The organism is Acetobacter senegalensis (genome assembly GCF_001499615.1).
GTDB lineage: Bacteria > Pseudomonadota > Alphaproteobacteria > Acetobacterales > Acetobacteraceae > Acetobacter > Acetobacter senegalensis.
Genome location: NZ_LN606600.1, coordinates 1,563,561 through 1,587,050, shown reverse-complemented (window position 1 = coordinate 1,587,050; position 23,490 = coordinate 1,563,561). Strand labels below are relative to the sequence as shown.

The 23,490-nt window shown below is 53.8% G+C and carries 19 protein-coding genes and 1 tRNA gene; 15 read left to right on the top strand and 5 right to left on the bottom strand.

Annotated features, from left to right (window positions below; translation table 11 throughout):
* Position 1 precedes the first annotated feature (1 nt).
* Both ASN_RS07030 and ASN_RS07025 read left to right on the top strand, forming a co-directional pair.
* Positions 2–838 (top strand): creatininase family protein, encoded by an 837-nt coding sequence (locus ASN_RS07030; protein ID WP_167541302.1) that lies wholly within the window; start codon positions 2–4, stop codon positions 836–838.
* Between the two features lie 281 nt (positions 839–1,119).
* Positions 1,120–2,430: a YncE family protein gene (locus ASN_RS07025; protein ID WP_058987720.1), complete on the top strand. Its 1,311-nt coding sequence runs from the start codon at positions 1,120–1,122 to the stop codon at positions 2,428–2,430.
* A 116-nt stretch (positions 2,431–2,546) separates the two neighbouring features.
* On the opposite strand, the gene aldA is transcribed toward ASN_RS07025, so the two are convergent.
* On the bottom strand, positions 2,547–4,004 hold the full coding sequence (gene aldA / locus ASN_RS07020; protein WP_058987719.1) for an aldehyde dehydrogenase: 1,458 nt from the start codon (positions 4,002–4,004) through the stop codon (positions 2,547–2,549).
* A gap of 327 nt (positions 4,005–4,331) precedes the next feature.
* On the opposite strand from aldA, the gene ASN_RS07015 reads away from it, so the two are divergent.
* Complete coding sequence (locus tag ASN_RS07015) at positions 4,332–5,195, top strand: LysR family transcriptional regulator (RefSeq protein WP_006557829.1); 864 nt, start codon at positions 4,332–4,334, stop codon at positions 5,193–5,195.
* Positions 5,196–5,284: 89 nt separating this feature from the next.
* On the opposite strand, the gene ASN_RS07010 is transcribed toward ASN_RS07015, so the two are convergent.
* Positions 5,285–5,980 carry a fumarylacetoacetate hydrolase family protein gene (locus ASN_RS07010; RefSeq protein WP_058987718.1) on the bottom strand — a complete coding sequence of 232 codons (696 nt, stop codon included), beginning with the start codon at positions 5,978–5,980 and terminating at the stop codon, positions 5,285–5,287.
* A gap of 274 nt (positions 5,981–6,254) precedes the next feature.
* Between ASN_RS07010 and ASN_RS07005 the strand changes: the two genes are divergently transcribed.
* The 6 genes from ASN_RS07005 to ASN_RS06980 all read left to right on the top strand — a co-directional run bounded on the left by ASN_RS07005 (position 6,255) and on the right by ASN_RS06980 (position 12,233).
* Positions 6,255–8,276: a M61 family metallopeptidase gene (locus ASN_RS07005; protein ID WP_407922295.1), complete on the top strand. Its 2,022-nt coding sequence runs from the start codon at positions 6,255–6,257 to the stop codon at positions 8,274–8,276.
* A gap of 68 nt (positions 8,277–8,344) precedes the next feature.
* A complete protein-coding gene (locus ASN_RS07000) occupies positions 8,345–9,613 on the top strand; it encodes a DUF2075 domain-containing protein (protein ID WP_058987716.1) in 1,269 nt (422 codons plus the stop codon).
* Positions 9,614–9,812: 199 nt separating this feature from the next.
* Positions 9,813–10,376, top strand: a complete 564-nt coding sequence (locus tag ASN_RS06995) for a NifU family protein (RefSeq protein ID WP_058987715.1) — start codon at positions 9,813–9,815, stop codon at positions 10,374–10,376.
* A 95-nt stretch (positions 10,377–10,471) separates the two neighbouring features.
* Positions 10,472–11,053: a malonic semialdehyde reductase gene (locus ASN_RS06990; protein WP_006557835.1), complete on the top strand. Its 582-nt coding sequence runs from the start codon at positions 10,472–10,474 to the stop codon at positions 11,051–11,053.
* Positions 11,050–11,751, top strand: coding sequence for a tRNA (adenosine(37)-N6)-threonylcarbamoyltransferase complex dimerization subunit type 1 TsaB (tsaB, locus tag ASN_RS06985; protein WP_082666609.1), 702 nt, complete (start codon positions 11,050–11,052; stop codon positions 11,749–11,751). Before ASN_RS06990 ends, tsaB begins: the two co-directional genes overlap by 4 nt.
* Positions 11,751–12,233, top strand: a complete 483-nt coding sequence (locus ASN_RS06980) for a GNAT family N-acetyltransferase (protein ID WP_231948418.1) — start codon at positions 11,751–11,753, stop codon at positions 12,231–12,233. Before tsaB ends, ASN_RS06980 begins: the two co-directional genes overlap by 1 nt.
* Before the next feature lie 376 nt (positions 12,234–12,609).
* Here the strand turns inward: ASN_RS06980 and purD are convergent, their stop codons facing one another.
* Positions 12,610–13,893, bottom strand: coding sequence for a phosphoribosylamine--glycine ligase (purD, locus tag ASN_RS06975; RefSeq protein WP_197603342.1), 1,284 nt, complete (start codon positions 13,891–13,893; stop codon positions 12,610–12,612).
* Positions 13,894–13,941: 48 nt separating this feature from the next.
* Here purD and xseA point away from each other — a divergent pair, with 48 nt between their 5' ends.
* From xseA to ASN_RS06945, 6 genes are all read left to right on the top strand, one after another.
* Positions 13,942–15,399: an exodeoxyribonuclease VII large subunit gene (xseA, locus tag ASN_RS06970; RefSeq protein WP_058987714.1), complete on the top strand. Its 1,458-nt coding sequence runs from the start codon at positions 13,942–13,944 to the stop codon at positions 15,397–15,399.
* A gap of 99 nt (positions 15,400–15,498) precedes the next feature.
* Positions 15,499–15,846 (top strand): hypothetical protein, encoded by a 348-nt coding sequence (locus ASN_RS06965; protein WP_035378931.1) that lies wholly within the window; start codon positions 15,499–15,501, stop codon positions 15,844–15,846.
* A gap of 94 nt (positions 15,847–15,940) precedes the next feature.
* A tRNA-Leu gene (locus ASN_RS06960) sits at positions 15,941–16,024 on the top strand.
* Positions 16,025–16,058: 34 nt separating this feature from the next.
* Positions 16,059–17,234, top strand: a complete 1,176-nt coding sequence (locus ASN_RS06955; RefSeq protein ID WP_058987713.1) for a phosphoserine transaminase — start codon at positions 16,059–16,061, stop codon at positions 17,232–17,234.
* A 233-nt stretch (positions 17,235–17,467) separates the two neighbouring features.
* Positions 17,468–19,483, top strand: a complete 2,016-nt coding sequence (locus tag ASN_RS06950; protein ID WP_231948416.1) for a CocE/NonD family hydrolase — start codon at positions 17,468–17,470, stop codon at positions 19,481–19,483.
* Between the two features lie 119 nt (positions 19,484–19,602).
* The gene (locus tag ASN_RS06945) at positions 19,603–20,409 is read left to right on the top strand and encodes a creatininase family protein (RefSeq protein WP_058987712.1); all 807 of its coding nucleotides are present in this window, start codon (positions 19,603–19,605) and stop codon (positions 20,407–20,409) included.
* A 96-nt stretch (positions 20,410–20,505) separates the two neighbouring features.
* Here ASN_RS06945 and ASN_RS06940 read toward each other — a convergent pair whose 3' ends face one another.
* Both ASN_RS06940 and adhP read right to left on the bottom strand, forming a co-directional pair.
* Positions 20,506–21,897: an NAD-dependent succinate-semialdehyde dehydrogenase gene (locus ASN_RS06940; protein ID WP_058987711.1), complete on the bottom strand. Its 1,392-nt coding sequence runs from the start codon at positions 21,895–21,897 to the stop codon at positions 20,506–20,508.
* A 32-nt stretch (positions 21,898–21,929) separates the two neighbouring features.
* Complete coding sequence (gene adhP / locus ASN_RS06935) at positions 21,930–22,958, bottom strand: alcohol dehydrogenase AdhP (RefSeq protein ID WP_006557552.1); 1,029 nt, start codon at positions 22,956–22,958, stop codon at positions 21,930–21,932.
* Positions 22,959–23,490: the final 532 nt, after the last annotated feature.

The window sequence follows — 23,490 nt, the reverse complement described above, 5'->3', positions numbered from 1 at the left end:
AATGCAGAGTCAATTCGGGAAAAACACGTTGCGGTCCATGGCGGCGTGTTTTCTGTGTGGTGCGGGCGCTCTGGCTGCTTCGCATCTTGCCTGTGCTGCTCCCCTTTCTTCCGTGTTGTTCGAACAGAACACATGGAAGGAAATTCAGGCGGATATTGCTGCCGGTGCCACCACAATTATTGTCCCTGTGGGCGGTACGGAACAGAGTGGTCCCTTCATTGCTGTCGGCAAACATAATACGCGGGCATTGTATCTTGCGCAGCAGATTGCTGAAAAAGCAGGAAATACTCTGGTGGCGCCAGTGATAGCTTATGTGCCGGAAGGAGGAACGTCTCCCCGGTCTTCTCATATGCGGTTTCCGGGAACCATTACTGTTCCACCAGATGTTTTTGAAAAACTTCTGGTTTCAGCGGGAGAAAGTTTTCAGGTTCAGGGGTTCAAACTGATCGTGTTTGTGGGAGATCATGGTGGCTACCAGAAATATCTGCAAAAAGCGGCCGAAACACTTACGCAAAAATGGAAGGGAACAGGCGCGAAAGCCCTGTATGCTGCTGGCTACTATACAGTTGTGGCGCACCAATATGCTGACTGGCTGAAACAGAAGGGATATGGGAAGGATGTTGGCATGCATGCTGATATCAGTGATACCTCCCTCATGCTGGCGGTTGATCCCTCCATGGTCAGAGAACAGGCATTACGGGCTTCTGGCACGCCTTCATCAGCCGACGGTATCTATGGGGGAGATCCTCGTCGGGCTTCTGCATCGTTGGGGCAGGCAGGACTTGCCATGCAAGTGAACGCGGCCGTGCAGGCTATTGAACAGGCCCGTGGGAACTAGCGGGCAGTAAACAAACGCTGTCTGAACAGCCGGTTCGGTCTGGGCAGACAGCTATTGGTATCTGAGACAGGCGATAGTGCGGGCCGATATTTTTGTCTCGCCCTGCCTTACTTGTCTTTTCATCCGCAAAAATATCTTTACAGTCTTTCCCTGTGGCTATTTAAAAACAGCCATTAAGAAAGTTTTTATAAGCTCAGCTGAAAATAGACGCAAAAAAAAGCCTGTGCTAAATATTTCCATGCTTACTAAAAGAGTACAAAAAAGGTACGGTCTGTAATATTATGGTAGTAAAACGACATCTGGCAGCCGCAACGGCTGTTCTTGTTGCTTTGGGCGCAGGATACGGCGTGGCCACAGCGCAGGAAGCCGCTCAGTCCCCTGTGCAGACACCTCCGTCTGCTACCAACCCTCAGCAGCCTGTTCCGGGAACAGCGCCATCTGTTCAAACGCCCCCTGCTCCGGCAGTTTCCTCTGCTGCTGAGGGACCGGTTATTTCAGGGGCCACGGCGCCTGCTGTGCAGACCATTCCCGGTATGCCGCCGGTTATCAATCCGAACAATCTGTATAGTGAAACAGGTGCAGGCCATATCGCTCCGCAAATTGCGCAGGACCCGGCCCGTGTCTATGTGCCTAATCTGCGCTCTAATGATGTGTATGTGATTGATCCCGCTACATCCAAGGTGGTTGATCGTTTTCCTGTTGGTCAAAGCCCGCAGCACGTTGTGCCATCATGGGATCTGCGCACCCTATGGGTGACAAACAATGCAGAAGGCAAAACCAGCGGTAGCCTGACCCCCATTGATGCCCACACAGGTAAACCGGGCGCCAATGTGCCAGTGGATGATCCTTACAACATGTATTTCACGCCAGATGGTAAATCTGCCATTGTGGTGGCGGAAGCGCGTAAACGGCTGGATTTCCGTGATCCCCACACCATGGAGCTTCAGCAGTCAGTTGAAACGCCAGACTGTAAGGGCGTGAACCACGCGGATTTCTCCATTGATGGGCGTTACGCCATTTTCACCTGTGAATTTGGTGGGCATCTGGTGAAGGTTGATACCGTCAACAAGAAAGTGCTGGGTTATCTGAAGCTTTCCAGCGGAGGAATGCCGCAGGACATTCTCATCTCTCCCAACGGCAAGACATTCTATATTGCTGACATGATGGCTGATGGTGTGTTTCTTGTGGATGGTGACAGTTTTCGCGAAATTGGCTTTATTCCAACAGGTATCGGCACCCATGGGCTTTATCCAAGCCGCGATGGTACCAAAATGTATGTGGCCAACCGGGGGTCTCATAAAATTCATGGTAAACCGCACAGCAAGGCGGGTGGCGTAACGGTAATTGACTTTGCCACAAACAAGATTGTTGCCAACTGGCCTATTCCTGGTGGTGGTAGCCCTGATATGGGCAATGTCAGTGCTGATGGAAAAACACTTTGGCTATCCGGGCGCTTTGATGATGTCGTTTATCAGATCAACACGGAAGATGGCTCCATGCAGAAGATCCGTGTTGGTGCGGAACCGCATGGGTTGACGGTCTGGCCGCAGCCGGGTCGCTACTCAATCGGTCATACGGGTATTCTACGCTGATACAGTCAAAGATTTTACTAAAAGCAGAAAAGAAAAACCCCTTCCTGAACAAGGAAGGAGTTTTTTAAGGTGAGGGGAACAGGTTTGAAAAAAACTCTTTCCCCGTCTTTCTATTGTCAGGCGTTCAGATAAATGGTTTTGGTCTGCACATAGGCTTCCAGACCATATTTACCGTCTTCCCCACCAAGGCCACTATCTTTGTAACCATGGTGGAAACCTTGCGGCGCCTCTCCGCCCTCGCGGTTGACATAGACCTCGCCAAAGTTGAGATCAGAACTGATACGCATGATACGTTTCAGATCATTGGTGAAGACATAAGCAGAGAGACCATAGCGACAATCATTCGCCTGGCGGAGAGCATCATCATAATCAGCGACTTTTGTCAGCAGCATGACGGGGCCGAACACTTCGTCTTTCACAATGTCCATGTTCTCCCGCACATTTGTCAGAAGCGTCGGGGCATAGAAAAACCCGTTGTTATATTCATTGCCTTTCAAACGATGACCACCAGTTTCCAGCTTTGCCCCTTGCGAGACCGCTTTTTCAACCATGGCGTGAACTTTTTCCAGTTCCTGCAGGCTGACTTTAGGGCCCATGTCAGTTGATGGATCAAGCGGATTGCCAACTTTTAGGGCGTCAATTTTTTTTCTGACTAGCGCTGAAAATTTATCATAAATGGCGGCATGAACATAAGTGCGTTCATTGCTGGTGCACACCTGCCCGGCATTGGTGAAACGGGCAAGAACAGCCGCTTCAGCCGCTTTTTCCAGATCTGCATCTTCCATTACAATGAACGGTGCCTTGCCCCCCAGTTCCAGACGAACTTCCTTGAGGGTATTGGCAGCTGCAGCCATGATCTTTTTGCCGGTGGCTGTGCTGCCGGTCATGGTGATCAGTTTTATATCCGGGTTTTCGACCAATGGGGTACCAACGTCTTTACCATCGCCTGTCACCACATTTAGCACCCCAGCCGGAATACCGGCTTCCTCTGCCAGACGTGTGGCTTCCAGCGCAGCTAGAGGAGCCAGTTCATGGGGTTTGATGACAATGGTATTGCCTGCCGCCAGAGCAGGGGCCACTTTGCGAATAAACAATGCCAGCGGGAAGTTCCATGCGGAAATACCGCCAATGACACCGTGTGGAATTTTTTCCAGAAGAATTTTCTCGCCAGGGCGGCTGCCGGGCACAATATCGCCTTCCAGGCGGCGGGTATTTTCCGCAGCAAAGCGCAGAAGGCCCGATGCAAATCCAACTTCGACTTTTGCTTCCTTAAGCGGTTTTCCCATTTCACTTGAAATAATGCGCGCCAGCCGTTCGGCATCCCTCTCAATCAACGCCTTGAAAGCATAGAGAGCATCCGCACGTGCTTCAGCCGTTTTACGGCTCCAGGCTGGAAATGCGGCATTGGCGGCGGCTACGGCACGCTCTACATCATTTTTGGCTCCGTTAGCTACCTGTGCCAGCACATTTCCGTTTGCCGGGCTCTTTATTTCTGTAAACGTGGTTGTAGATGCTTTTGTCCATTTACCGTTAATAAACAGGTCATAATGCGTTTTGTGATCTGTATCAGTCATCAAAATCTCCTTGTTGCAGAGTATGGAAAAAGTGAGAGTTGTTTGAAAAAGGCGGCGGATAGATGCAGAACGGGTTTTGTGTGGACGCTTACCGTCATCTTGAACGGGATGTTCCTTCAGTTGTCTTTTTATATTTATCCGATCATACACGAATGATTTTTATCCGTTCCGTATTAGCAATTTTTCAAATACTCTCCAAAATTTCTCTGATTTCTGTAGCATGATTTAACAACAATCATGTCTGGCTTGGGTTTCATAGTTTCACAGGGAATGTATAAAGGAAAGTGATTTAAAAAGAGCAAAAACATCATTTAAAGTGAGGATAGGATGTACGTTCCCAAACTGTCTCAGCTCCGTTTTTTCTGCGCCATTGTAGAAGGCGGTTCCATTGCCGCGGCAGCCCGGAAGATGAATTGTGTCCCTTCCAACATTACAATGCGACTGAAAGAACTGGAGACGGATATTGGACAGGATCTTTTTATAAGGGATCGTAAAAAATTACTGATTACACCGGCGGGGCGGCTGTTTTATCGGGAAGCGCGGGAAATTGTCAGTCGAGCAGAACGCCTACCCTCTTTGTGGTCCCGGCCAAAATCACGCGGTATTCTGAACGTAGGGGCGTTGGATGTGGCATTTTTAACGTGCCTTCCCAAACATGTGCCGCAATTTATGATGGATTATCCGGATGTGGAGCTGAATGTTTTGCAACATTCCAGTTTTGTACTGGAAAGAATGCTAAGTGAAGAGAAAATTGACCTCGCCATTACCGATGGACCAGTTGAAAACACGCTTCTGGAAGGCTCTTTTGCGTTTCATCAATCTCTTTATCTGGTCATGCCGGAGCATATCAAGAAAATCACACCGGACGTTATAAACCGGTCTGATATTTATCTGTTCAATAAGGACTGTTTTTACCGAAGATGTGCAGAGTTATGGATGGAGCAGAAAGGATATCAGCCGCGTTCTGTGCTGACCATGGAATCCTATGATCTGATCCTGTCTTGCCTTGATATGGGAATTGGTCTGGCCTGTATGCCGGAAAGTGTTGTTGCCCAGTTTCGGGTGCGGGGTAGAAAGCTCAATATCTTCAAAATGGATGATATAGGGCCAACAGATGTTTACTATGTCTGGAGAAAACACGGAAAAAATGACATCATCCAGGCGTTTCTTGACTACATGAGAGAAGACTGAGCAGCCTTCTCTTCACGGAGAGAGGTAGGCAGAGAATGGTAGAGTCCCACTTTAGGAATTTTCCTGCCTTTTTAAAAGATATTTGAAAATCAGACGTAAGTTAAACCAAAAGTGCCGACATTTTCACATGCGGCCTTAAGCACATCTCCTTTCATAATGCGGCTTACGCCTGCCGGCGTTCCTGTCATGATCAGATCTCCTGCTTCAAGCCGGACAGATTGTGAGAGTATGGAAATTATTTCTGGAATAGACCAGATCATATCGTCAATGTTCCCTGACTGCCTGACCTCGCCGTTAACTGTCAGCGTGATTTTGCTGTGTGCGAGAGATGGTATCTGGGAGGCTGGTTTGATGGCGGAAATTGGACAGGATGCATCAAACCCTTTTGCAAGGCTCCATGGTCTTCCCGCTTTTTTTGCAACAGCCTGAAGATCTCGCCGGGTCATATCCAGGCCTACTGCGTATCCGTAAACATGCTTGAGCGCTGTTTCGGAAGAAATATTAGCGCCCCCGGCAGCAATGGCGACAACAAGCTCCACTTCGGGGTGCAGGTTATCGGTTTTGGGTGGGAACGGCAGAACCGAGGCCTGGGTGACGGCATCAGCGGGTTTGGAGAAGAAAAAAGGTGGGTCCCGGTCAGGGTTGCCGCCCATCTCGCGGCTGTGTTCGGCATAGTTTTGCCCAACACACCAAATGCGGCGCACAGGAAAACGGCTGTTTTCTCCCTGTACCGGAAGCGTGGGAACAGAGAGCGGAAAAAGTGTTGGGAGCACGTTTGTTGGCATGACCAGAATTTCCTGAAAATGAGGGACCCAAGACAAACCCGTAACGACATATCTGAGTGAAACGTGGGCAATCCGGTAAGGTACCGCTTCAGGGCGGCCTGCCAATGCACATTTTCTTGAAATAGGCCCTTCGTTTTGCCTCCGAGATATCTCGACAGACAACCTGCTGAGTGCTTCAACACTCTTACGTTGAACATGCGGACCATTGGTTCATGAAGCCATTGCTCATGACCTTGCCAGAATGGGATCGCATCATAGGGAGACACATTTGAACATGTCTTTACGAACTCACTTTCTCTCATCCGCCATGCGTGTCTGTGCGGGAATGCTGATCATGGCCGCAGTGGCGCCGCATGGTCTATCAAAAGCCTATGCGGCTGATGCTTCAGCTCAGTCGCAACCAGAACCTCTTCCCCTGCCTCCCTCTGTGCCGACGCCGCAGGATGTGCCTTATGGCGGCACCATTAGCCTGAAGGTGAACGCAACAGACCTACCACGTCACATCCTGAGCATGCAGGAAACCATTCCGCTTCCTGCGAATGTTGTGGAAAAAGGGGGAAACTTCACGCTCCTGTATCCCATGTGGTTGCCGGGTAATCATTCCCCTACAGGCACGATTGATCAGCTTGGCGGATTGAAAATACAGGCTGGGGGGAAACAGATTCCGTGGGTGCGGGATACAGTTAGTGTCAGCGCGTTCCATGTTCAGGTGCCCAAAGGAACGCATCAGCTTGAAGTATCCTATCAGTTGCTAACCCCGGTCTCTCCCAAGGAAGGCCGTGTGGTGATGACAGACGTCATGGTGAATGTGCAGTGGTCGGCTGTCTCCTTGTATCCGGCAGGGTATTTCACACGCCAGATCCAGTTCAAACCGCAGGTTGTGTTTCCTGCGGGCTGGTCTTATGGCACAGCCCTGCGGGCTGATGGCGCACAAAGTGGAAATACGATTACGTTCAAACCCGTTTCCTTTAATGTTCTGGAAGATTCTCCCATTTTTTCCGGAAAATATTTCCGGAAATTTGATCTGACACAGGATGACAAGGTGCCTGTGACATTGAATGTCATGGCGGATCGTCCGGAAGATCTGGCGGCAACGGATGAGCAGATCAAGGCGCATCGGGAACTGGTCCATCAGGCCAACCTGCTGTTTGGGTCACATCACTATGACCACTATGATTTTCTTCTGGCGCTGACGGACAAGCTGGGTGGCATTGGTCTGGAGCATCATCAGTCCAGTGAAAATAGCGGCCCCCGTGGGTATTTTACCCATTGGGACAAAACATTTGCCGCACGGGACCTGCTGGCGCATGAATTTACTCATTCCTGGAACGGAAAATATCGCCGTCCGGCAGATTTGTGGGCGGCCAATTTCAACACGCCCCAGCGGGGAAGTGGCCTGTGGGTCTATGAAGGGCAGACACAGTATTGGGGATATGTACTGGCCGCGCGTGCAGGGTTGATGACAGCACCGCAAGTGGAAGATGCCCTCGCCGAGGTCGCTGCGGTCTATGATGGCAGACAGGGCCGCACGTGGCGTCCGCTGATTGATACAACCAATGATCCAATTATTTCACAGCGTGCACCGCAATCTTGGAGAAGCTGGTCACGAAGCGAAGATTATTATTCTGAAGGCCAATTGATCTGGCTGGATGTAGATACGCTTATTCGCAAACTGTCAGATAACAAAAAATCCCTGAATGATTTTGCGAGTACGTTCTTTGGTACTCATAATGGCAGTTTTGTCACCAGCACCTATCAGTTTGATGATGTTGTGCAGGCTCTCAATGCCGTACAACCCTATGACTGGGCAACATTCCTGCACCAGCGCGTGTATGATATTCGGGATCACGCACCGTTGGACGGTTTTATGCGCACGGGCACGCGCCTTGTCTTTACGGAAAAGCCGTCTGACTACATCACATCCTATTCCACACTGCGGCATGTAACGGATTTCCTGTTCTCGCTTGGTTTTAGTGTTGGCAAAAAAGGCGTGTTGGCAGAGGTTCTGTGGGGCAGCCCTGCATGGCAGGCAGGGGTTACGCGGGATCAGGAACTTGTTGCTGTAAACGGGCAAGCCTATGATGCTGATGATCTGAAGGATGTCATTACAGCAGCAAAAAGCAAGGATGGTGCGCCTATCAGCTTGCTTTTGCGGGATGGGGATAGCTTCCATACCGTTTCCATCACCTATCATGGTGGTTTGCGTTACCCGCATCTGGACGGAAAAATGGATGGTCTAGCGGCTATCCTTGCTCCTGTGGGCGGGCAGCCTTCTGCAGCGGACCATAAGGAGTAAAATGCTAGGGGATATAGGTCTTTTTTATGTCCGTATCCCTTCCATAACCGGAGAAGAGAGAGCACTGCATGGAACAGAGTCTTCATAGCGCGGAAAATGATGCGATAGATAAGCTCTCGCCCACCAAGGTGCTCTCTTCCCAGCAGAATGATCTGAAGCAGGCTATTCGGACGTTCTGCCTGGCGCATCGGCAGGATGAGCATGCTGTCTTCCTGATAGAGGGAGATGCCGGAACAGGAAAAAGCATTGTTCTGAATTCTATTTTTAATGAAATACAATCTCTGTCCCGGCAGAAGGAAAAAAATAGCCCCTTTTACGGAATGCAGAATTATCTTGTTGTCAATCATCCTGAAATGATGAAGTTGTACAAGAACATATCAGAACAGTTTCCGTATCTGAAGAAAAAGGATTTTGAACGCCCAACAACCTTCATCAACAGGATGCAAAAGGCCGGAAAGAGGGCGGATATCCTGTTTATTGATGAAGCCCATCTTCTGTTGACCCGGAGCGACAAATATAATCACTTTGAACAGAACAATCATCTGGAAGAGCTGATCCGGCTTTCCCGTATTACGGTTGTTGTTTTTGATGAAAAACAGGTTCTGAAATTCAAGAGCTGCTGGAACCGTGACCTTCTGAAAAAACTTGTTGGCCCCTACCCTGTGCAGACATATTTTTTAACGCAGCAGTTCAGGGTTCAGGCAAATGCGGATGTGCAGGAATGGATAAGCGCCTTCTGCCAAAAGATTATTCGGCCGATGCCCGCAAAGCAGACGTTTGACCTCAGGTTTTTTGATGATGCACAAAGTCTGTATGATCTTCTGTGTCGCAAAAACGCAGAACATGGCCTTTCACGCATGTTGGCGACATATGATTACTCCTACAAGCTGGATGGGCATGACCATTTCATTCATGAAGGCCGGTTTCACCTCCGATGGGATCGGTCCAAGCCCGATGAAAAACTTCCTTGGGCCGAACGGCCGGACACCATAGAAGAAGTGGGATCAGTCTATACCGTTCAGGGGTTTGACCTGAACTATGTCGGGCTGATTCTGGGGCCGTCCGTTCTGTATGATGCCTCGACAGATGGCATCCGTATTGACACCAGCAAGTATGAAGATGGGGCCGCTTTTGCGGGGCGGGACGGTCTGACTGATCCGGAGAGCGTGAAGGAACGGATCATGCTCAATGCCATGAATGTGCTTATGACGCGTGCCGTGCATGGGCTATATATTTATGCGCATGACCCCGCACTGCGGCGCAAACTGATGGAAATTCAGGCCGAACGGGACTACGCTTCCTCCCGTGCTACAAAAAGTCCGGTGCCTGAGGCGTGAGCCTTTGGAGAGGATGCATGGCAGCATCCACTCTTTAGCGAAGCCTCTTCTGGTGCTTTTGGGGCATGTGAAGGCCCCGCAGTGTGACACGGTACGCCAGAACACGGTTTTTTCTTTTATACAGGACTTGTCCTGTCCCCATTCTGGTGCCAACTGATGAGAAGAAACGGACTCAGCAGAGAAATCAGGACCCCTTCCCATGTTTATTGAAACTGAAGACACTCCTAATCCCGCTACGCTCAAATTTCTTCCAGGCCGCCCCGTGATGGGCGATGCAGGCACCATTGATTTCATTGATGCCGACTCTGTGGCCGGGCGCTCCCCTCTGGCGGATGCATTGTTCGCTATCCCCGGCGTCTCCCGTGTGTTTCTGGGCAATGATTTTGTGTCCATCACCAAGGCCGATAGTGAGGACTGGTCTGATGTGCGCGCCAAGGTGCTGGCAGCACTGGTAGACCATTTTGTAGCCGGTTTCCCGGTTGCGGCGGAAGGCGTGGGCATTACGGAAGAACCCATTGCCCCGGAAGACAAGGAAATTGTCGAACAGATCAAGGAACTGCTGGATACGCGCGTGCGTCCGGCTGTGGCGGGAGATGGTGGTGATATTGTCTTCCGTGGATACCGGGATGGCGTGGTGCGTCTGACCATGCAGGGGGCCTGTTCCGGGTGTCCGTCTTCCCGTGCAACATTGAAGCACGGCGTGGAAAACATGCTGCGCCATTATGTGCCGGAAGTTGTCGGCGTAGAGCAGGTGGAGGGCTGAAAAGCGCTTCCATCTTTCCGTCTGCACGCCTCTGACCTAAAAGAGAGCAGAAACTGAAACCCCTGCATCGGTAGGGATGTGGAGACGGAACAGAGATGCTGGATGAAAGCGGGCTGGATATTCTTTTCCAAAAGGCGCGTACGCCTCGGCGGTGGATGGCCCGGCCGGTCGAGACGGATGTTCTGCGCCGCCTTTATGATCTGGTGAGTCTGGGGCCAACATCCGGCAACTGTAGCCCGGCCCGTTTTGTGTTTATTACCGGGTCTGACGGACGGGAAAAGCTGCGGCCCGCGCTTTCCTCCGGGAATGTCAATCGCGTCATGGGTGCGCCCGTTATTACCATTGTGGCGCATGATCCCCTGTTTTTTGATCAACTTCCCCGCCTTTGCCCCAGTGAGGAACTGCGCTCCTGGTTTGCTGCGGATGTGGGTCTGGCGGAAGAAACAGCCTTCCGGAATGGCACCTTGCAAGGTGGCTACATGATTATGGCGGCTCGTGCGCTGGGGCTGGATGTACTGCCGGTTTCTGGTTTTGATGCCTCTTTGGTCGAGGACGCCTTTCTGGCGGATACCGGATGGCGCGCTAACTTCCTGTTGTGTCTTGGCTATGGGGACACGGAAAACCTACCTCCCCGCGCGCCGCGTCTGGCGTTTGAAGAAGCCTGTCGTCTGCTGTGAGCACGATTTCACGTATTCTGGTTCTGGATGGCAGTGCGGCGGGCGATGCTGCATGCGGTCTGGCAGCGTGTGTCTCGGTAGGGAGTGAGGGCGCGTATGCCCTGATTGCCCAGCAGAAAGCGGCAGGCAAACAGGCTGCGGAAGGTATCGGGCTGCTGGCTGGGCAGGCTCTTGCACAGGCAGGCTGGCAGGCAGGAGCACCCTTGCAGCCACAACTGGTAGCGGTCGTGGTTGGTCCTGGGTCTTTTACGGGGTTGCGGGCTTCCTGTGCCACAGCGGCGGGATATGCGTTGGGTCTTGGCGTGCCCGTTGTCGGCGTTACGCGGGGCGAAGCCCTCCGGTCTGTTCTTGATACGGAAGTAAAGAAGGCTGACGGCTTGCAAGGCTGGCTGCTGGTAACGGCTGCGCGTAAAGGCCGCGTGTTTGTGGAAACTGTGGCAGGCGTGCAGGCCGTGGCGTTGGTGGACTGGCAACCGCCTGAAGGCCGCTGGCTGGTGGCTGGTGATGCAGCGACGTCCCTCCCTATGCCAGCAGGTACGGTGCTGTCCGAGAGTGCAACTCCCACAGCAGAGCAGATTGCCGCTGCCGCGTTGGCTCGTCAGAAAGGGGAACTCGGCCCTCGGGAGGCGTTACCCCTCTATGTGGACCCTCCGGAGGCCAAATTGCCTGCTGCGGGTTTACGCTCGGCTCCGGTCTGATGCCTGGCGTCGGCGGGAGCGCGGCCAACGGAACCTCTTTGGAGATCCTGCCGGTTTCAGCACCCCATGGCGGGCTTTTGGCGGCCCTGCATGCCGCCAGTTTTCCTCCGGCTGATCAGTGGGATGAAGATGCCATGCAGAGCCTGCTGTCTTCGCCCGGCGTGGCTGCGGCAGTCGGGGTGAAGGATGGCACACCTGCTGGCTTCATCATGATCCGGTCTGTTGCGGGAGAAGCTGAAATTCTGACCCTGTGCGTGGTGCCTTTCTTCCGGCGGCAGGGCGTTGCACAGGCCTTGCTGGCGTGGGCTTTGCTGACAGCGCAGACAGATCAGGTTGAGCAGATGTTTCTGGAAGTCTCGGTTCTGAATGCAGGCGCAAAAATATTGTACGAAAATGCGGGTTTTGCAAAAGCAGGGCTACGCCGGTCTTATTATCCTGACGGATCGGATGCGCTGGTGCTGTCTAAACGCCTAGACGGCTGAAGCACCGGCGTAGATTCCGGGCAGATCGAAATCGTGTTTTGATGCGCATGCAAAGAAGCCTGTGCCGGGCAGGTTTTTTAGATCGTATGGTTACGACGGCATCGTGCCCGGTGTCATGATGATCGGGACTTCTTTTGTGTATGCGGCCTCATCTCTTTTCAACAAAGAGGAGGACGCGTCCTGTCATCGTTATTGGTCTGTTGTCTCTTCTGAACCGTTGTTCATGATTGCTTGCCGGTAAAGCGGCTCAAGTATGACCTCTGATCAGACAGACGGATTCAGCCTCATGTATGCAGACACCAGTTGTCTCGGTCTGGGAGCAACTGGGTCAGTTTTGTAAAACCCGGCGCAGTTTTTGTGCGCCGGTCAAAAGGGGTCAGAGTGCGCGAGCGCCAATATCTGTGCGCCATTGTGCGCCGTCCCATGAAATGGCTTTGACTCCTGCATAGGCTTTGTCTCGTGCTTCCTGCACCGTGTTGCCGACAGCACAGACTGACAAAACGCGCCCACCGGCAACAACCAGTTCTCCTGCCGCATTTTTTGCTGTGCCAGCCTGAAAAACCGTTACATCTTTCAGGGCATTGGCATCCGCGATGCCGGAGATAACGACCCCGGTAAGGGCTTTGCCGGGATAGCCTTGCGCTGCCATTACAACGCTGATGGACGCCTGATCGGAAAAAGTGATGGGCGTGGCATCAAGCTGGCCATCGGCCAGAGCTTTCAGGGCAGGCAGAAGATCGGAGGTCAGGCGGAGCAACAGGGCCTGAGCTTCGGGGTCTCCAAAACGCACGTTATATTCGATCAGTTGCGGGCCTGCATCTGTCAGCATCAGCCCGGCAAAAATCACGCCCCGGAAGGGGGTGCCACGGCGTACCATTTCCTTCAGCATGGGGCGAACCATGACATCCAGCGCCTGTTCCTGTGCCGCCCGGTCAAACCCGCGCGGAGGGGAAACGGCCCCCATGCCGCCCGTATTGGGGCCGGTATCTCCATCGCCAATACGCTTATGGTCCTGCGCCGCGCCAATGAGTGTTGCGGTTTCTCCCGAGCAGAACGCGAACAGCGAGACTTCTTCTCCCACCAGGCAGTCTTCAATCACCACGCTGCGTCCGGCATCGCCCATGCTGCCCTGTGTCATCATGTCGTGCACGGCGTCTTCCGCTTCGGCAAGTGTCTGGGCCACAACAACGCCCTTGCCTGCTGCCAGACCATCCGCTTTGACAACGATGGGGGCACCGCGTTCCTGTATGTAGGTCAGTGCGGCATCCACGCTGGTAAAGCGTTCGCCCTGTGCGGTGGGAATACCCGCAGCGTAGCAGATTTCCTTGGTGAAGCTTTTGCTGCCTTCCAGCCGGGCGGCGGCGCGGGTGGGACCGGCGCAGGCGATTTCGGCCTTGGCGCAGGCATCTGCCAGACCGGCTACAAGCGGGGCTTCTGGGCCGGGCACAATCAGGTCAATGGCCTGTTCCTTGGCAAAGGTGATCAGCGCTGGCACGTTTTCTGCCCCAATGGCAACATTCACGCCATGTTTGGCTGTGCCGGGGTTGCCGGGCGCAATGAACAGGGCTGTCAGGTGCGGTGAGCGGGCAAGTGTTGCGGCCAGTGCATGTTCCCGTCCGCCTGATCCAATCAGTAATACCCGCATTGTTTTCTCCCGCATGTAAGGTCTGCTCTTTCAGGGCGAGCGTCTGTAGCATAGATTGCGCTTATGGACGAAGGCTTTGCAGCAGGCACACCCGCAGGGAATGTGCCGGAATATACCGTTTCAGAAATTTCGGGGGCCATCAGGCGCACGCTTGAGGGCACATTCGGCCGCGTGCGGGTGCGTGGGGAGATAACGGAGTTCAAACGTTATCCCTCCGGCCATGTCTATTTCTCTCTCAAGGATGAACGCGGCAAGATTGCGGGTGTGGTCTGGCGAGGGTCTGTCTCCCGCCTTGGGCTGGTGCCGGAAAACGGGCTGGAAATTATCGCAACCGGCAAGATTTCCGCCTATGGCGAACGCTCAAGCTACCAGCTTGTTGTGGAACGCATGGAATATGCGGGTGAAGGCGCGTTGCTGGCCCGTATTGAACGCCTGCGCCTGAAACTGGCGGAAGAAGGGCTGTTTGATGCTGAGCGCAAACGTCGTTTTCCGCTTCTGCCGCAGGTGATCGGGGTTGTGACCTCCGCGCAGGGCGCGGTGCTGCATGATATCCGGACCACATTGGCCCGTCGTTTTCCGCGCCAGTTGCTGGTGTGGCCTGTGGCTGTGCAGGGTGAAGGTGCCGCTGCGCAGGTGACAGCCGCCATAAACGGTTTTTCTCAGTTGGATGGCACAGGCCCGGTGCCGCGCCCGGATGTGTTGATTGTGGCGCGTGGCGGTGGCTCGCTGGAAGACCTGATGGCCTTTAATGATGAAGGCGTGGTGCGCGCGGCAGCGGCCTGCACCATTCCGCTTATCTCCGCCGTGGGGCATGAGACGGACACCACCCTGATTGATTTTGCAGCGGACCGGCGGGCCCCCACCCCCACCGCCGCTGCCGAAATGGCCGTGCCCGTTCGTACCGAACTGCTGGCAGACCTTGAACACCGTGGCGCGCGCGCGTTGGGGGCCCTCTCTCGGCAAATGCAGACGGCGCGGTTGCGGTTGGACCGTGCGGCGGCAGCGCTGCCCGACCTCCCAGCCCTGCTGCAAACAGCCCGCATGCAGTTGGATGATCGGGGGCGCAGGCTGGATGTCGCGTTGCCGGGGTTTGTGCAAAAACAGCGGGCTGCGCTTGTAGCGATTGAGCGACATATGCCTTCGGTAGAGACATTGCTGTCTGCCCGGCGGACCCAATTGGCCCTGTTGGGAAATGGTCTTCTCAATGGGTTGCGGCACGGTCTGCAGGGTAAGGAAGCGCGGCTGGGGCGGGTAAGGCTTTCCCCTGCGCCGCTTGCCGCACTGGTGCGGGAGCGGCGGGTGGCTCTGGCAGGCTCAGGAGGGCAGTTGGAAGCAGTCTCCCCCAAGGCGGTTCTGGCGCGAGGCTATGCGCTGGTTACGGCGGAGGGCCAGCCTGTTACATCGGCTCGGGCCCTGAAAACAGGGGAGCAGGTGACACTTACTTTTGGGGATGGAAGCCAGGATGCCGTGATTGGCCGCAGGAAAGGCGGTGAACGCGCACAGGGGCTTCTTGACCTGTAAGGCCACGTGCGGGCCTTGGAGTTTGAGGCGGTTTAAGAGTATCACGGCACAAAGAGAAACGGGGCTGCAAGGCCCGACCTGAGTGTAAGAGAAGAGCGCATGTCCATCCGTTTTATGACCCGTGCCACGGGCTGTCTGGTTCTGGCTTTGCTGGCAGGGTGTGCGGCCCAGCCGCAGCATACCGCCTCCCGCATACCATCGCAGAGTTTTGCGCCGGGTATGGTGTCAGATGCCCCCCACCCGGATGAAAGCAAACTGACGAATGATCCCTCCGCTCCGGCCAATACGCCCTTGTGTGGCGTGGCCGCGCGGGAGGCCATTGCCGCGGCAACGCAGAATTACCCGCAGCCGCTCGGGTCCGGAAACAGTTGCGTGCAGAATGCGTGCTTCAATCCACAAACCGGCACTTATATTGCCGCAGATGGCACACCCCGCGTCTGCCGCTGATGCAGCCGTAGGAGTTTGGGCTGCGCTGTGAGCGCTTTAATTGCGTGAAGCAGACTTTTCGACGCAGCGTTTTGCTGATAGGAAAGACCCAGCCGCGAGAGTGACGGAACGGTAGACGTAGTCGGCTCAAAATCGACCGCCGCAAGGCATAGGGGTTCGAGTCCCCTCTCTCGCACCAGAGCTTGTCTCACTTCCCAAGACCGGACAGGGCGATGACCGTTTTAGATTCCGTAGTTTCCTCTCGTCCGGCTACGCGCCCCGCTAATCCGTGCTTTTCCTCCGGGCCATGTGCAAAGCGGCCGGGGTGGAGCGTATCTGCTCTTTCTGGCGCGCTGACAGGCCGTTCTCATCGCTCAGCAGAAGGCCGTGCGCGGCTGGGGGATGTGATAGAACGCTCCCGCACCATACTGGGCGTACCAGAAGGCTGGCGGATCGGTATTGTTCCTGCTTCTGATACGGGCGCTGTGGAAATGGCGCTGTGGTCTCTGCTGGGGCCTCGCCCTGTCGATGTCCTGGCGTTTGAGAGTTTCTCTTCCCTTTGGGCGCAGGATATTGTCTCCCAGTTGAAGCTGGAGAATGCGCGTGTGCTCAAGGCGGATTATGGCGCGCTGCCTGCGCTGTCTGACGTCAATTGGGCGCATGATGTTGTCCTGGCCTGGAACGGCACAACGTCAGGTGTCTGCCTGCCGTCTGCTGATGTGATTCCGGCGGAACATGACGGGCTTGTGATCTGTGATGCCACATCTGCCGCTTTCGCCATGGATTTGCCGTGGGACAGGCTGGATGTGGTGACGTGGTCCTGGCAGAAAGCGCTCGGCGGTGAGGCAGCCCATGGGATGCTCGCCCTCTCACCCCGTGCTGTGGAACGGCTGGAGCAGTTTCAGACATCACGGCCTCTGCCCAAGATTTTCCGCCTTATGGCCAAGGGCGCGCTGATTGAAGGGATCTTCAAGGGAGATACCATCAACACACCGTCCATGCTGTGTGTGGAAGATGCGCTAGATAGCCTGAAATGGGCAGCTTCTGTTGGCGGGCTTGAAGGACTGAAAGCGCGCAGCCGGGCCAATCTGGCGGAAGTGGCAGCATGGGAAGCCAGAACGGACTGGGTTTCCTTTCTGGCAGAAAATCCGGCCGAGCGCTCTTCAACCTCCATCTGTCTGCGGATTGTGGCCCCGTGGTTTCTGGCGCTGGAACGTGCCGAACAGATGAAGGTGGTCAAGAAAATGACCGCAGTACTGGAAAAAGAAGGCGTGGCGTTTGACATTGCCAGCTATCGCGATGCACCGCCCGGCTTACGGATCTGGGGTGGCGCAACGGTGGAGGCCAGTGATGTGCGCGCGCTCCTGCCCTGGCTTGACTGGGCATTTGCAGAGGTGTCTCCGGCCTGAAAAACGCCTGAGAGAAAGACATGCTCTCTTGAAAAACCGGTCATTGTGGCCGGTTTTTTTTATGGCATACCGCAGAATTCCGATAATGGATGGCATCCTAGAGGCTCTGTAAGCCGGAACACATATGCGTTTTTGGTTTTGCCCCTGAAACAGGGTGGACGTGCGAAGAAAATCGACGCATCGTTCGGGAACCAGCTTGAAAAAGCATAGACCCAAAAACAAAGTGCAGACTCATGGTATCGTGTTCCTTACCCCTGAAATCTGGAAAAACTGAACAGCGCACATCGTGGTGCGGACGCCTTGTGGCATCGGGCCTTCTGGCCGGACTTCTCTCCGGTACAGCGTTTGCAGCACCGGCGCCAGCTTCTGTGCCGCCATCTGATCCGCTTACGGTGCAGACAGGCACGGATATTCCAGCAAAGGTTGCCTTCCCTGTTGCCGAACAGCAGCGCGATTACATCAAGCGTGTTGCCATGGTGCCAATGCGAGATGGCGTGAAGCTTTATACGGTTATTGTTATTCCCAAGAATGTGCGGAATGCCCCCATTCTGCTGACCCGTACGCCTTATAACGCCAAAGAGCGGGCAAACCGTACGCCAGATGCCCTGACCATGGGGGAACTGTTGCCGCAAGGGGATGATGTCTTTGTAGAAGGCGGCTATATCCGCGTATTTCAGGATATTCGCGGGAAATATGGCTCGGAGGGCGATTATGTAATGACCCGCCCGCCACGTGGCCCGCTGAACCCCACAAAAACGGATGAAACCACGGATGCGTGGGACACCATAGACTGGCTGGTGCATAATGTTTCGGAAAGCAATGGCCGTGTGGGGATGACCGGATCATCCTACGAAGGGTTTACGGTTGTTATGGCGTTGCTGGCCCCGCATCCCGCGCTGAAAGTCGCGGCACCTGAAAGCCCGATGGTGGACGGCTGGATGGGGGATGACTGGTTCCATTACGGTGCTTTCCGGCAGGGCACGTTTGATTACTTCACCTCGCAGATGACCGTCAGAGGAAGCGGGGATTCCATTCCGCGTAAAGATGCTGACGATTATACCAATTTTCTGAAAGCAGGCTCTGCCGGAAACTTTGCGACACAGGCGGGGCTGGACCAGTATCCGTTCTGGCAGCGGATGCATGCCCACCCGGCTTATGATGCCTTCTGGCAGGGGCAGGCGCTGGATAAACTTCTGGCCCAGAAAAAACCCACCGTGCCCATGTTGTGGGAGCAAGGGTTGTGGGATCAGGAAGATATGTGGGGAGCCATTCATACATGGCAGGCCTTGAAGGATGCAGATGTCAAAGCCCCCAATACGCTGGTCATGGGGCCGTGGCGGCATAGTGGCGTCAATTACAATGGTTCAGAACTCGGCCCGCTGTCCTTTGAGGGGGATACCGCGCACCAGTATCGGAAAGATGTGTTCCGTCCGTTCTTTGATGAATATCTTAAGCCGGGCAGCGCATCCGTGCATTTGCCTGACGCCATCATTTACAACACGGGTGACCAGAAATGGGATTATTATCGTTCCTGGCCGTCAGTTTGTGAAACTGAATGCACGAATAAACTGACACCTCTTTTTCTGGCCAGTGGGCATAGCCTGAGCTTTACGCATCCGGACAAGGATGATGCAGATAGCTATGTCTCTGACCCCGCACACCCTGTTCCCTTTCTGGCTCGGCCATTTGCATTTTCCATGGGGCCGCGCTGGAAAAGCTGGCTGGTGCAGGATCAGCGGGAAGCGGAATCCCGCCCTGATGTGCTGACTTATGAAACAGAAGAACTTGATGCGCCTGTGCGTGTCAGTGGTGTGCCGGTAGCCGATCTTTTTGCGGCAACAACGGGCACGGATTCAGATTGGGTGGTCAAGTTGATAGATGTTCAACCAGCCGCTACGCCGGATAATCCTAAAATGGGTGGGTACGAACTGCCTGTTTCGATGGACATTTTCCGTGGCCGGTACCGTGCCAGTTTTGAAAAACCGGAAGCCATACAGCCCAATACCACGCAGCATTATCATTTCACGTTGCCAGCAGTGAACCATGTGTTTGCCAAGGGCCACCGTATTATGGTGCAGATCCAGTCTTCCTGGTTCCCGTTGTATGACCGTAACCCTCAGAAGTTTGTGCCAAACATTTTTGATGCCAAAGCCGAGGATTATACGGTTGCCACTCAGAGCATTCACCATGGAGGAAATGCCTCAACGGCCATTCTGCTGCCTGTTGTGAAGGCTGATCAGAACCCGTAAGAAGAGTGCTAAATAAAATCATGTGATTTTCAAGAACCAGTTTTTCGGGAACAAGGCGCATCAGGCTCTGGTGCGCCTTGTATTGTATCTGAGAGACGGTTCTGCACGGAGACGAGAAAATGACCAAAGCGACAGTTCATATGGCCAGGCTGACAGCGGCAGAAATGCGGGAAGCGGTTGTCCGTAACCCTGTTATTCTTTTGCCGCTCGGCAGTTTTGAAGATCAGGGCCCGCATATGCCCATGGGTGACTATCTTCTGGCGGACGCGGTAGCCGAACGTATTGCCCAGGAAGCGACACAGGCAGGGCATGAAACTTATGTTGCCCCGGTTCTCCCCTTTGGTGGTGCAGATTTTTTTGGATACATGCCCGGTGGCATTGCTCTTTCTCAAACCACACTTCAGGCTGTCCTGTCAGATATGCTTGAAAGTCTGCTACGCCATGGCTTGACGCGTCTTGTTATTCTGAACGGGCATGGTGGAAATTGCACCATGATTCATGATGTGACGCATAGCATTATGAGGAAAAGTGGCGTGATTATTCCCAGCTTTTACCTCTGGCGTGTGGCTGCAACAATAATGCCGCATATCATGGGCAAGGAAAAAGCGGCTTTGTCTGGTGGCCATGGCGCCAACCCTTTGACCAGTATCGGTATGCATTTGCTACCAGAGTGCATCAAACCGGAACGTCTGATTACGCTGGATTTAGAAAAAACAGCGTGGGGTTTAAAAGTTGTTGATTTTGGAACCGTTGATCTGAACGGGGTCCCGGTTTCCATTCCCCTGGAAGGGGACAGCACGGCAACGCACGGTGTCGGGAAAGGGAATCCTCATTTGTGCTCGGCTGAAGATGGTGAAAGGTTGACCGCAAAACTGGTAGAATACGGTGTGCAGCTTGTGGAGCATGTCATTAAGAAAGCTTCCTGAAAAAACGATTTCAAGAACGATATTTTCAATATTTGAAGAATGTCAAAAGGCGGCAGATAACCTGCCGCCTTTGCGTTAATAACCTGTTACAGCCAATCAGGCTGGCGCATCAATTGGCACGACGTTGATCAGCTTTTTGTTTACAAATTCTTCAATGCCCATCATGGCCAGTTCCCGCCCATAGCCTGAGCGTTTTATGCCCCCAAATGGCAGGTCCGGTCGGGTCCATGTGGGGTGATTGACATATACCATGCCGGTGCTGATGCGTTTAGCAACATCCACCCCGCGTTCCGTATTTTGCGTGAAGACAGAACCACCCAATCCGTATGGGTTGTCATTTGCCAGGGCAATGGCTTCGTCTTCATCCTTCACCCGGAAGAACAGGGCAACGGGACCAAAAAATTCCTGATAAAATGCAGGATTATCTTTTGTGATGTCTGTCAGGATGGTGGTCTGAACAAACGCACCCTTGTTTGGCGGAGCAGGACCAACCCTGTGGGCGGTCGCACCGTGTTTAACAGCGTCTTCCACCTGCTCGTTCAACTGGTCCGCCGCACTCTGGGAGGACATGGGAGGCACGCCTGTGGCGTCATCAGACGGATCACCAGGGGAAAGCTTGGCCAGTTCTTCGCTAAAGCGTTTGAAGAACGTATCAGCAATCTTATCAACTACAATAATGCGTTTTGCAGCCACACAGCATTGGCCGCCATTATTCATACGGCCCCACACCGCCCACTTGACCGATTTTTCAAGGTCAGCATCTTCCAGCACAATAAAGGCATCGCTGCCACCAAGTTCCATGGTGGTTTTTTTCAGGTTCTTGCCTGCCTGAGCTGCAACTTTGGCTCCCGCACCTTCACTACCCGTCAGGGCAATGCCCTGCACGCGTGGGTCATCAATCAGGGCTTCAAGCTGCTCGCGTGTGGCAAACAGGTTGGTGTAAAGCCCTGCCGGAGCACCGGCATCATGGAACAGTTTTTCAAATGCGGCCGCTGCCTGAGGAACAATGGAGGCGTGTTTGACCACCACAACATTCCCGGCCATCAGATGCGGCCCGGCTACGCGGGCAAGCTGATAGTAAGGGAAGTTCCACGGTTCAATGGCTAGAATAATGCCCAAGGGCTGGCTGACCACCATGGCGTCATCACCGCGTTCTGCACCGCCGGGCACTTTTTGCGGAGCCAGGAATTTTTCTGAATTCTGGGCGTAATAATCAAGAATATCGGCAGAAAGGTCCACTTCTGCTTCGGCCTCACGCTTGAGTTTTCCCATTTCAAGCGTAAGGAGTTTTGCATAATCCTCCTTCTGCTCACGCAGCAGGGACGCAGCCCGGGCAATAATTTTGGCCCGGCCTGCAAAGGAGGTCTGAGCCCAGCTTTTGTAAGTGGTCTCCGCCTGATCCAGAAGGGTCTGAAGTTCTCCGTCTTTCAGATCAGGAAAGGTAGCGATCGTCTCATTGGTGTATGGATTAACAGTCTTGTAAGCCATTTCCAGAGCCTTTCGGTTCCCCTTGACGGAGATCAGGCGCGAAAGTCGATCACGATACGGCCTTCGACCTTTCCCTCCTCAAGGCGTGTGAAAATATTGTTTATGTTCTCCAGCCTGTCGGTCTGGGTCACGGAAGTCACTTTGCCCTCTGCAAAGAAGGAGAGAGCTTCAATCATATCAAGCCGGGTCCCCACAATGGATCCGCGAATGGTTGTGCCTTTCATCACCATATCGAAGATCGAAATTGGGAAATCTCCCGGCGGCAGTCCGTTCAGAACCAGCGTGCCCCCTGCCCGCACATAACCCATTGCCTGTGAAAAGGCTTTTGTGGAAACAGCGGTAATCAGGCCGCCATGCACACCCCCAACCTCTTTCTGGATGAAGGCGGCGGGATCTGTCGTCCTGGCATTAACGGTCAGAGCTGCGCCAAGTTTCCGGGCGGTAGCCAGTTTTTGATCATCAATATCAACCGCAATCACATTCAGGCCCATGGCCACGCCATATTGCACGGCCATCTGGCCCAGGCCGCCCACACCAGAAATGGCAACCCAGTTGCCAGCTTTGGTGTCTGTCATTTTCAGACCTTTATACACCGTCAGCCCAGCGCACAGCACCGGGGCGACTTTCACGGGATCTATCCCCTTGGGTAGGCGGGCAACATAGTTGGGGTCTGCCACCACATATTCGGCAAAGCAGCCGTTTACGGAATAGCCGGTTTCCTGCTGTTTGGCGCACAGGGTTTCCCAGCCGCCCAGACAATGTTCGCAATGGCCGCAGGCGGAGTAAAGCCACGGCACGCCAACTTCATCCCCCTCCTTCACCCAGGTTACGTTGCTGCCAACCTTGGTAACGACGCCTACGCCTTCATGGCCCGGAATAAAGGGAACGGTAGGCTTCTTGGGCCAGTCGCCGCTCGCGGCATGCAGGTCTGTATGGCAAACGCCGCAGGCCGTCATTTTTACCAGAATCTGGTCTGGCCGGATGTCGGGAATGTCCAGTTCTTCAATAGTCAGCGGTTTGCCGAATTCATGAACAACAGCGGCTTTCATTTTTCCTGACATAGTTCCTTAACTTTCATTCTTTATCTTATTCTTACAGGCCACCTGCGGGGCAGGCAGAGGCCCTCCCTGCCGGTTTTTGGCTGGAAGAACAAGAGGGGGCTTTCGGGCTAAGAGATTGAAAAGCATGAATTCTACAGCCCTTGTGGTTGAAAGATCGTGTTGCCCCGCCAACTGCCAGGAACGGAGCGGAAAGTCAGTTGGCGTGGTCGGTGCCGGGCTTCTGGTGCGTGAAGGTTCTCTGTGGTCGGGTGGATGCTTCAACGTCAGGCTTCCAACTGGTTTTTTACCCCCAAGAAACCACCACACATCTCTTATCCCGGCAGCGTTTTTTCGCGGTCATTCACTCTGAGCGATACAGATGCTTCTGCGGCTTCTGGTGTTTTTCACGCTGTTTTTGGAGACCATGGCTCCTATTCAACTCTATCTCTTTCTGAATTACGCCGGCCCATGCAAAAAGCTGCATTGACCTGTATCAAAAAAAGCCACGTTTCCTTTCTAGGGCAGACATGACTTATAGAAAGCCTTGTTTTGA

What these genes read in the sequence shown, in the direction of transcription:
- ASN_RS07030 (WP_167541302.1), top strand. Translation starts at nt 2, where the DNA reads ATGCAGAGTCAATTCGGGAAAAACACGTTGCGGTCCATGGCGGCGTGT.
- ASN_RS07025 (WP_058987720.1), top strand. Translation starts at nt 1,120, where the DNA reads ATGGTAGTAAAACGACATCTGGCAGCCGCAACGGCTGTTCTTGTTGCT.
- aldA (WP_058987719.1), bottom strand. Translation starts at nt 4,004, where the DNA reads ATGACTGATACAGATCACAAAACGCATTATGACCTGTTTATTAACGGT.
- ASN_RS07015 (WP_006557829.1), top strand. Translation starts at nt 4,332, where the DNA reads ATGTACGTTCCCAAACTGTCTCAGCTCCGTTTTTTCTGCGCCATTGTA.
- ASN_RS07010 (WP_058987718.1), bottom strand. Translation starts at nt 5,980, where the DNA reads ATGCCAACAAACGTGCTCCCAACACTTTTTCCGCTCTCTGTTCCCACG.
- ASN_RS07005 (WP_407922295.1), top strand. Translation starts at nt 6,255, where the DNA reads ATGTCTTTACGAACTCACTTTCTCTCATCCGCCATGCGTGTCTGTGCG.
- ASN_RS07000 (WP_058987716.1), top strand. Translation starts at nt 8,345, where the DNA reads ATGGAACAGAGTCTTCATAGCGCGGAAAATGATGCGATAGATAAGCTC.
- ASN_RS06995 (WP_058987715.1), top strand. Translation starts at nt 9,813, where the DNA reads ATGTTTATTGAAACTGAAGACACTCCTAATCCCGCTACGCTCAAATTT.
- ASN_RS06990 (WP_006557835.1), top strand. Translation starts at nt 10,472, where the DNA reads ATGCTGGATGAAAGCGGGCTGGATATTCTTTTCCAAAAGGCGCGTACG.
- ASN_RS06980 (WP_231948418.1), top strand. Translation starts at nt 11,751, where the DNA reads ATGCCTGGCGTCGGCGGGAGCGCGGCCAACGGAACCTCTTTGGAGATC.
- purD (WP_197603342.1), bottom strand. Translation starts at nt 13,893, where the DNA reads ATGCGGGAGAAAACAATGCGGGTATTACTGATTGGATCAGGCGGACGG.
- xseA (WP_058987714.1), top strand. Translation starts at nt 13,942, where the DNA reads ATGGACGAAGGCTTTGCAGCAGGCACACCCGCAGGGAATGTGCCGGAA.
- ASN_RS06965 (WP_035378931.1), top strand. Translation starts at nt 15,499, where the DNA reads ATGTCCATCCGTTTTATGACCCGTGCCACGGGCTGTCTGGTTCTGGCT.
- ASN_RS06955 (WP_058987713.1), top strand. Translation starts at nt 16,059, where the DNA reads ATGACCGTTTTAGATTCCGTAGTTTCCTCTCGTCCGGCTACGCGCCCC.
- ASN_RS06950 (WP_231948416.1), top strand. Translation starts at nt 17,468, where the DNA reads ATGGTATCGTGTTCCTTACCCCTGAAATCTGGAAAAACTGAACAGCGC.
- ASN_RS06945 (WP_058987712.1), top strand. Translation starts at nt 19,603, where the DNA reads ATGACCAAAGCGACAGTTCATATGGCCAGGCTGACAGCGGCAGAAATG.
- ASN_RS06940 (WP_058987711.1), bottom strand. Translation starts at nt 21,897, where the DNA reads ATGGCTTACAAGACTGTTAATCCATACACCAATGAGACGATCGCTACC.
- adhP (WP_006557552.1), bottom strand. Translation starts at nt 22,958, where the DNA reads ATGTCAGGAAAAATGAAAGCCGCTGTTGTTCATGAATTCGGCAAACCG.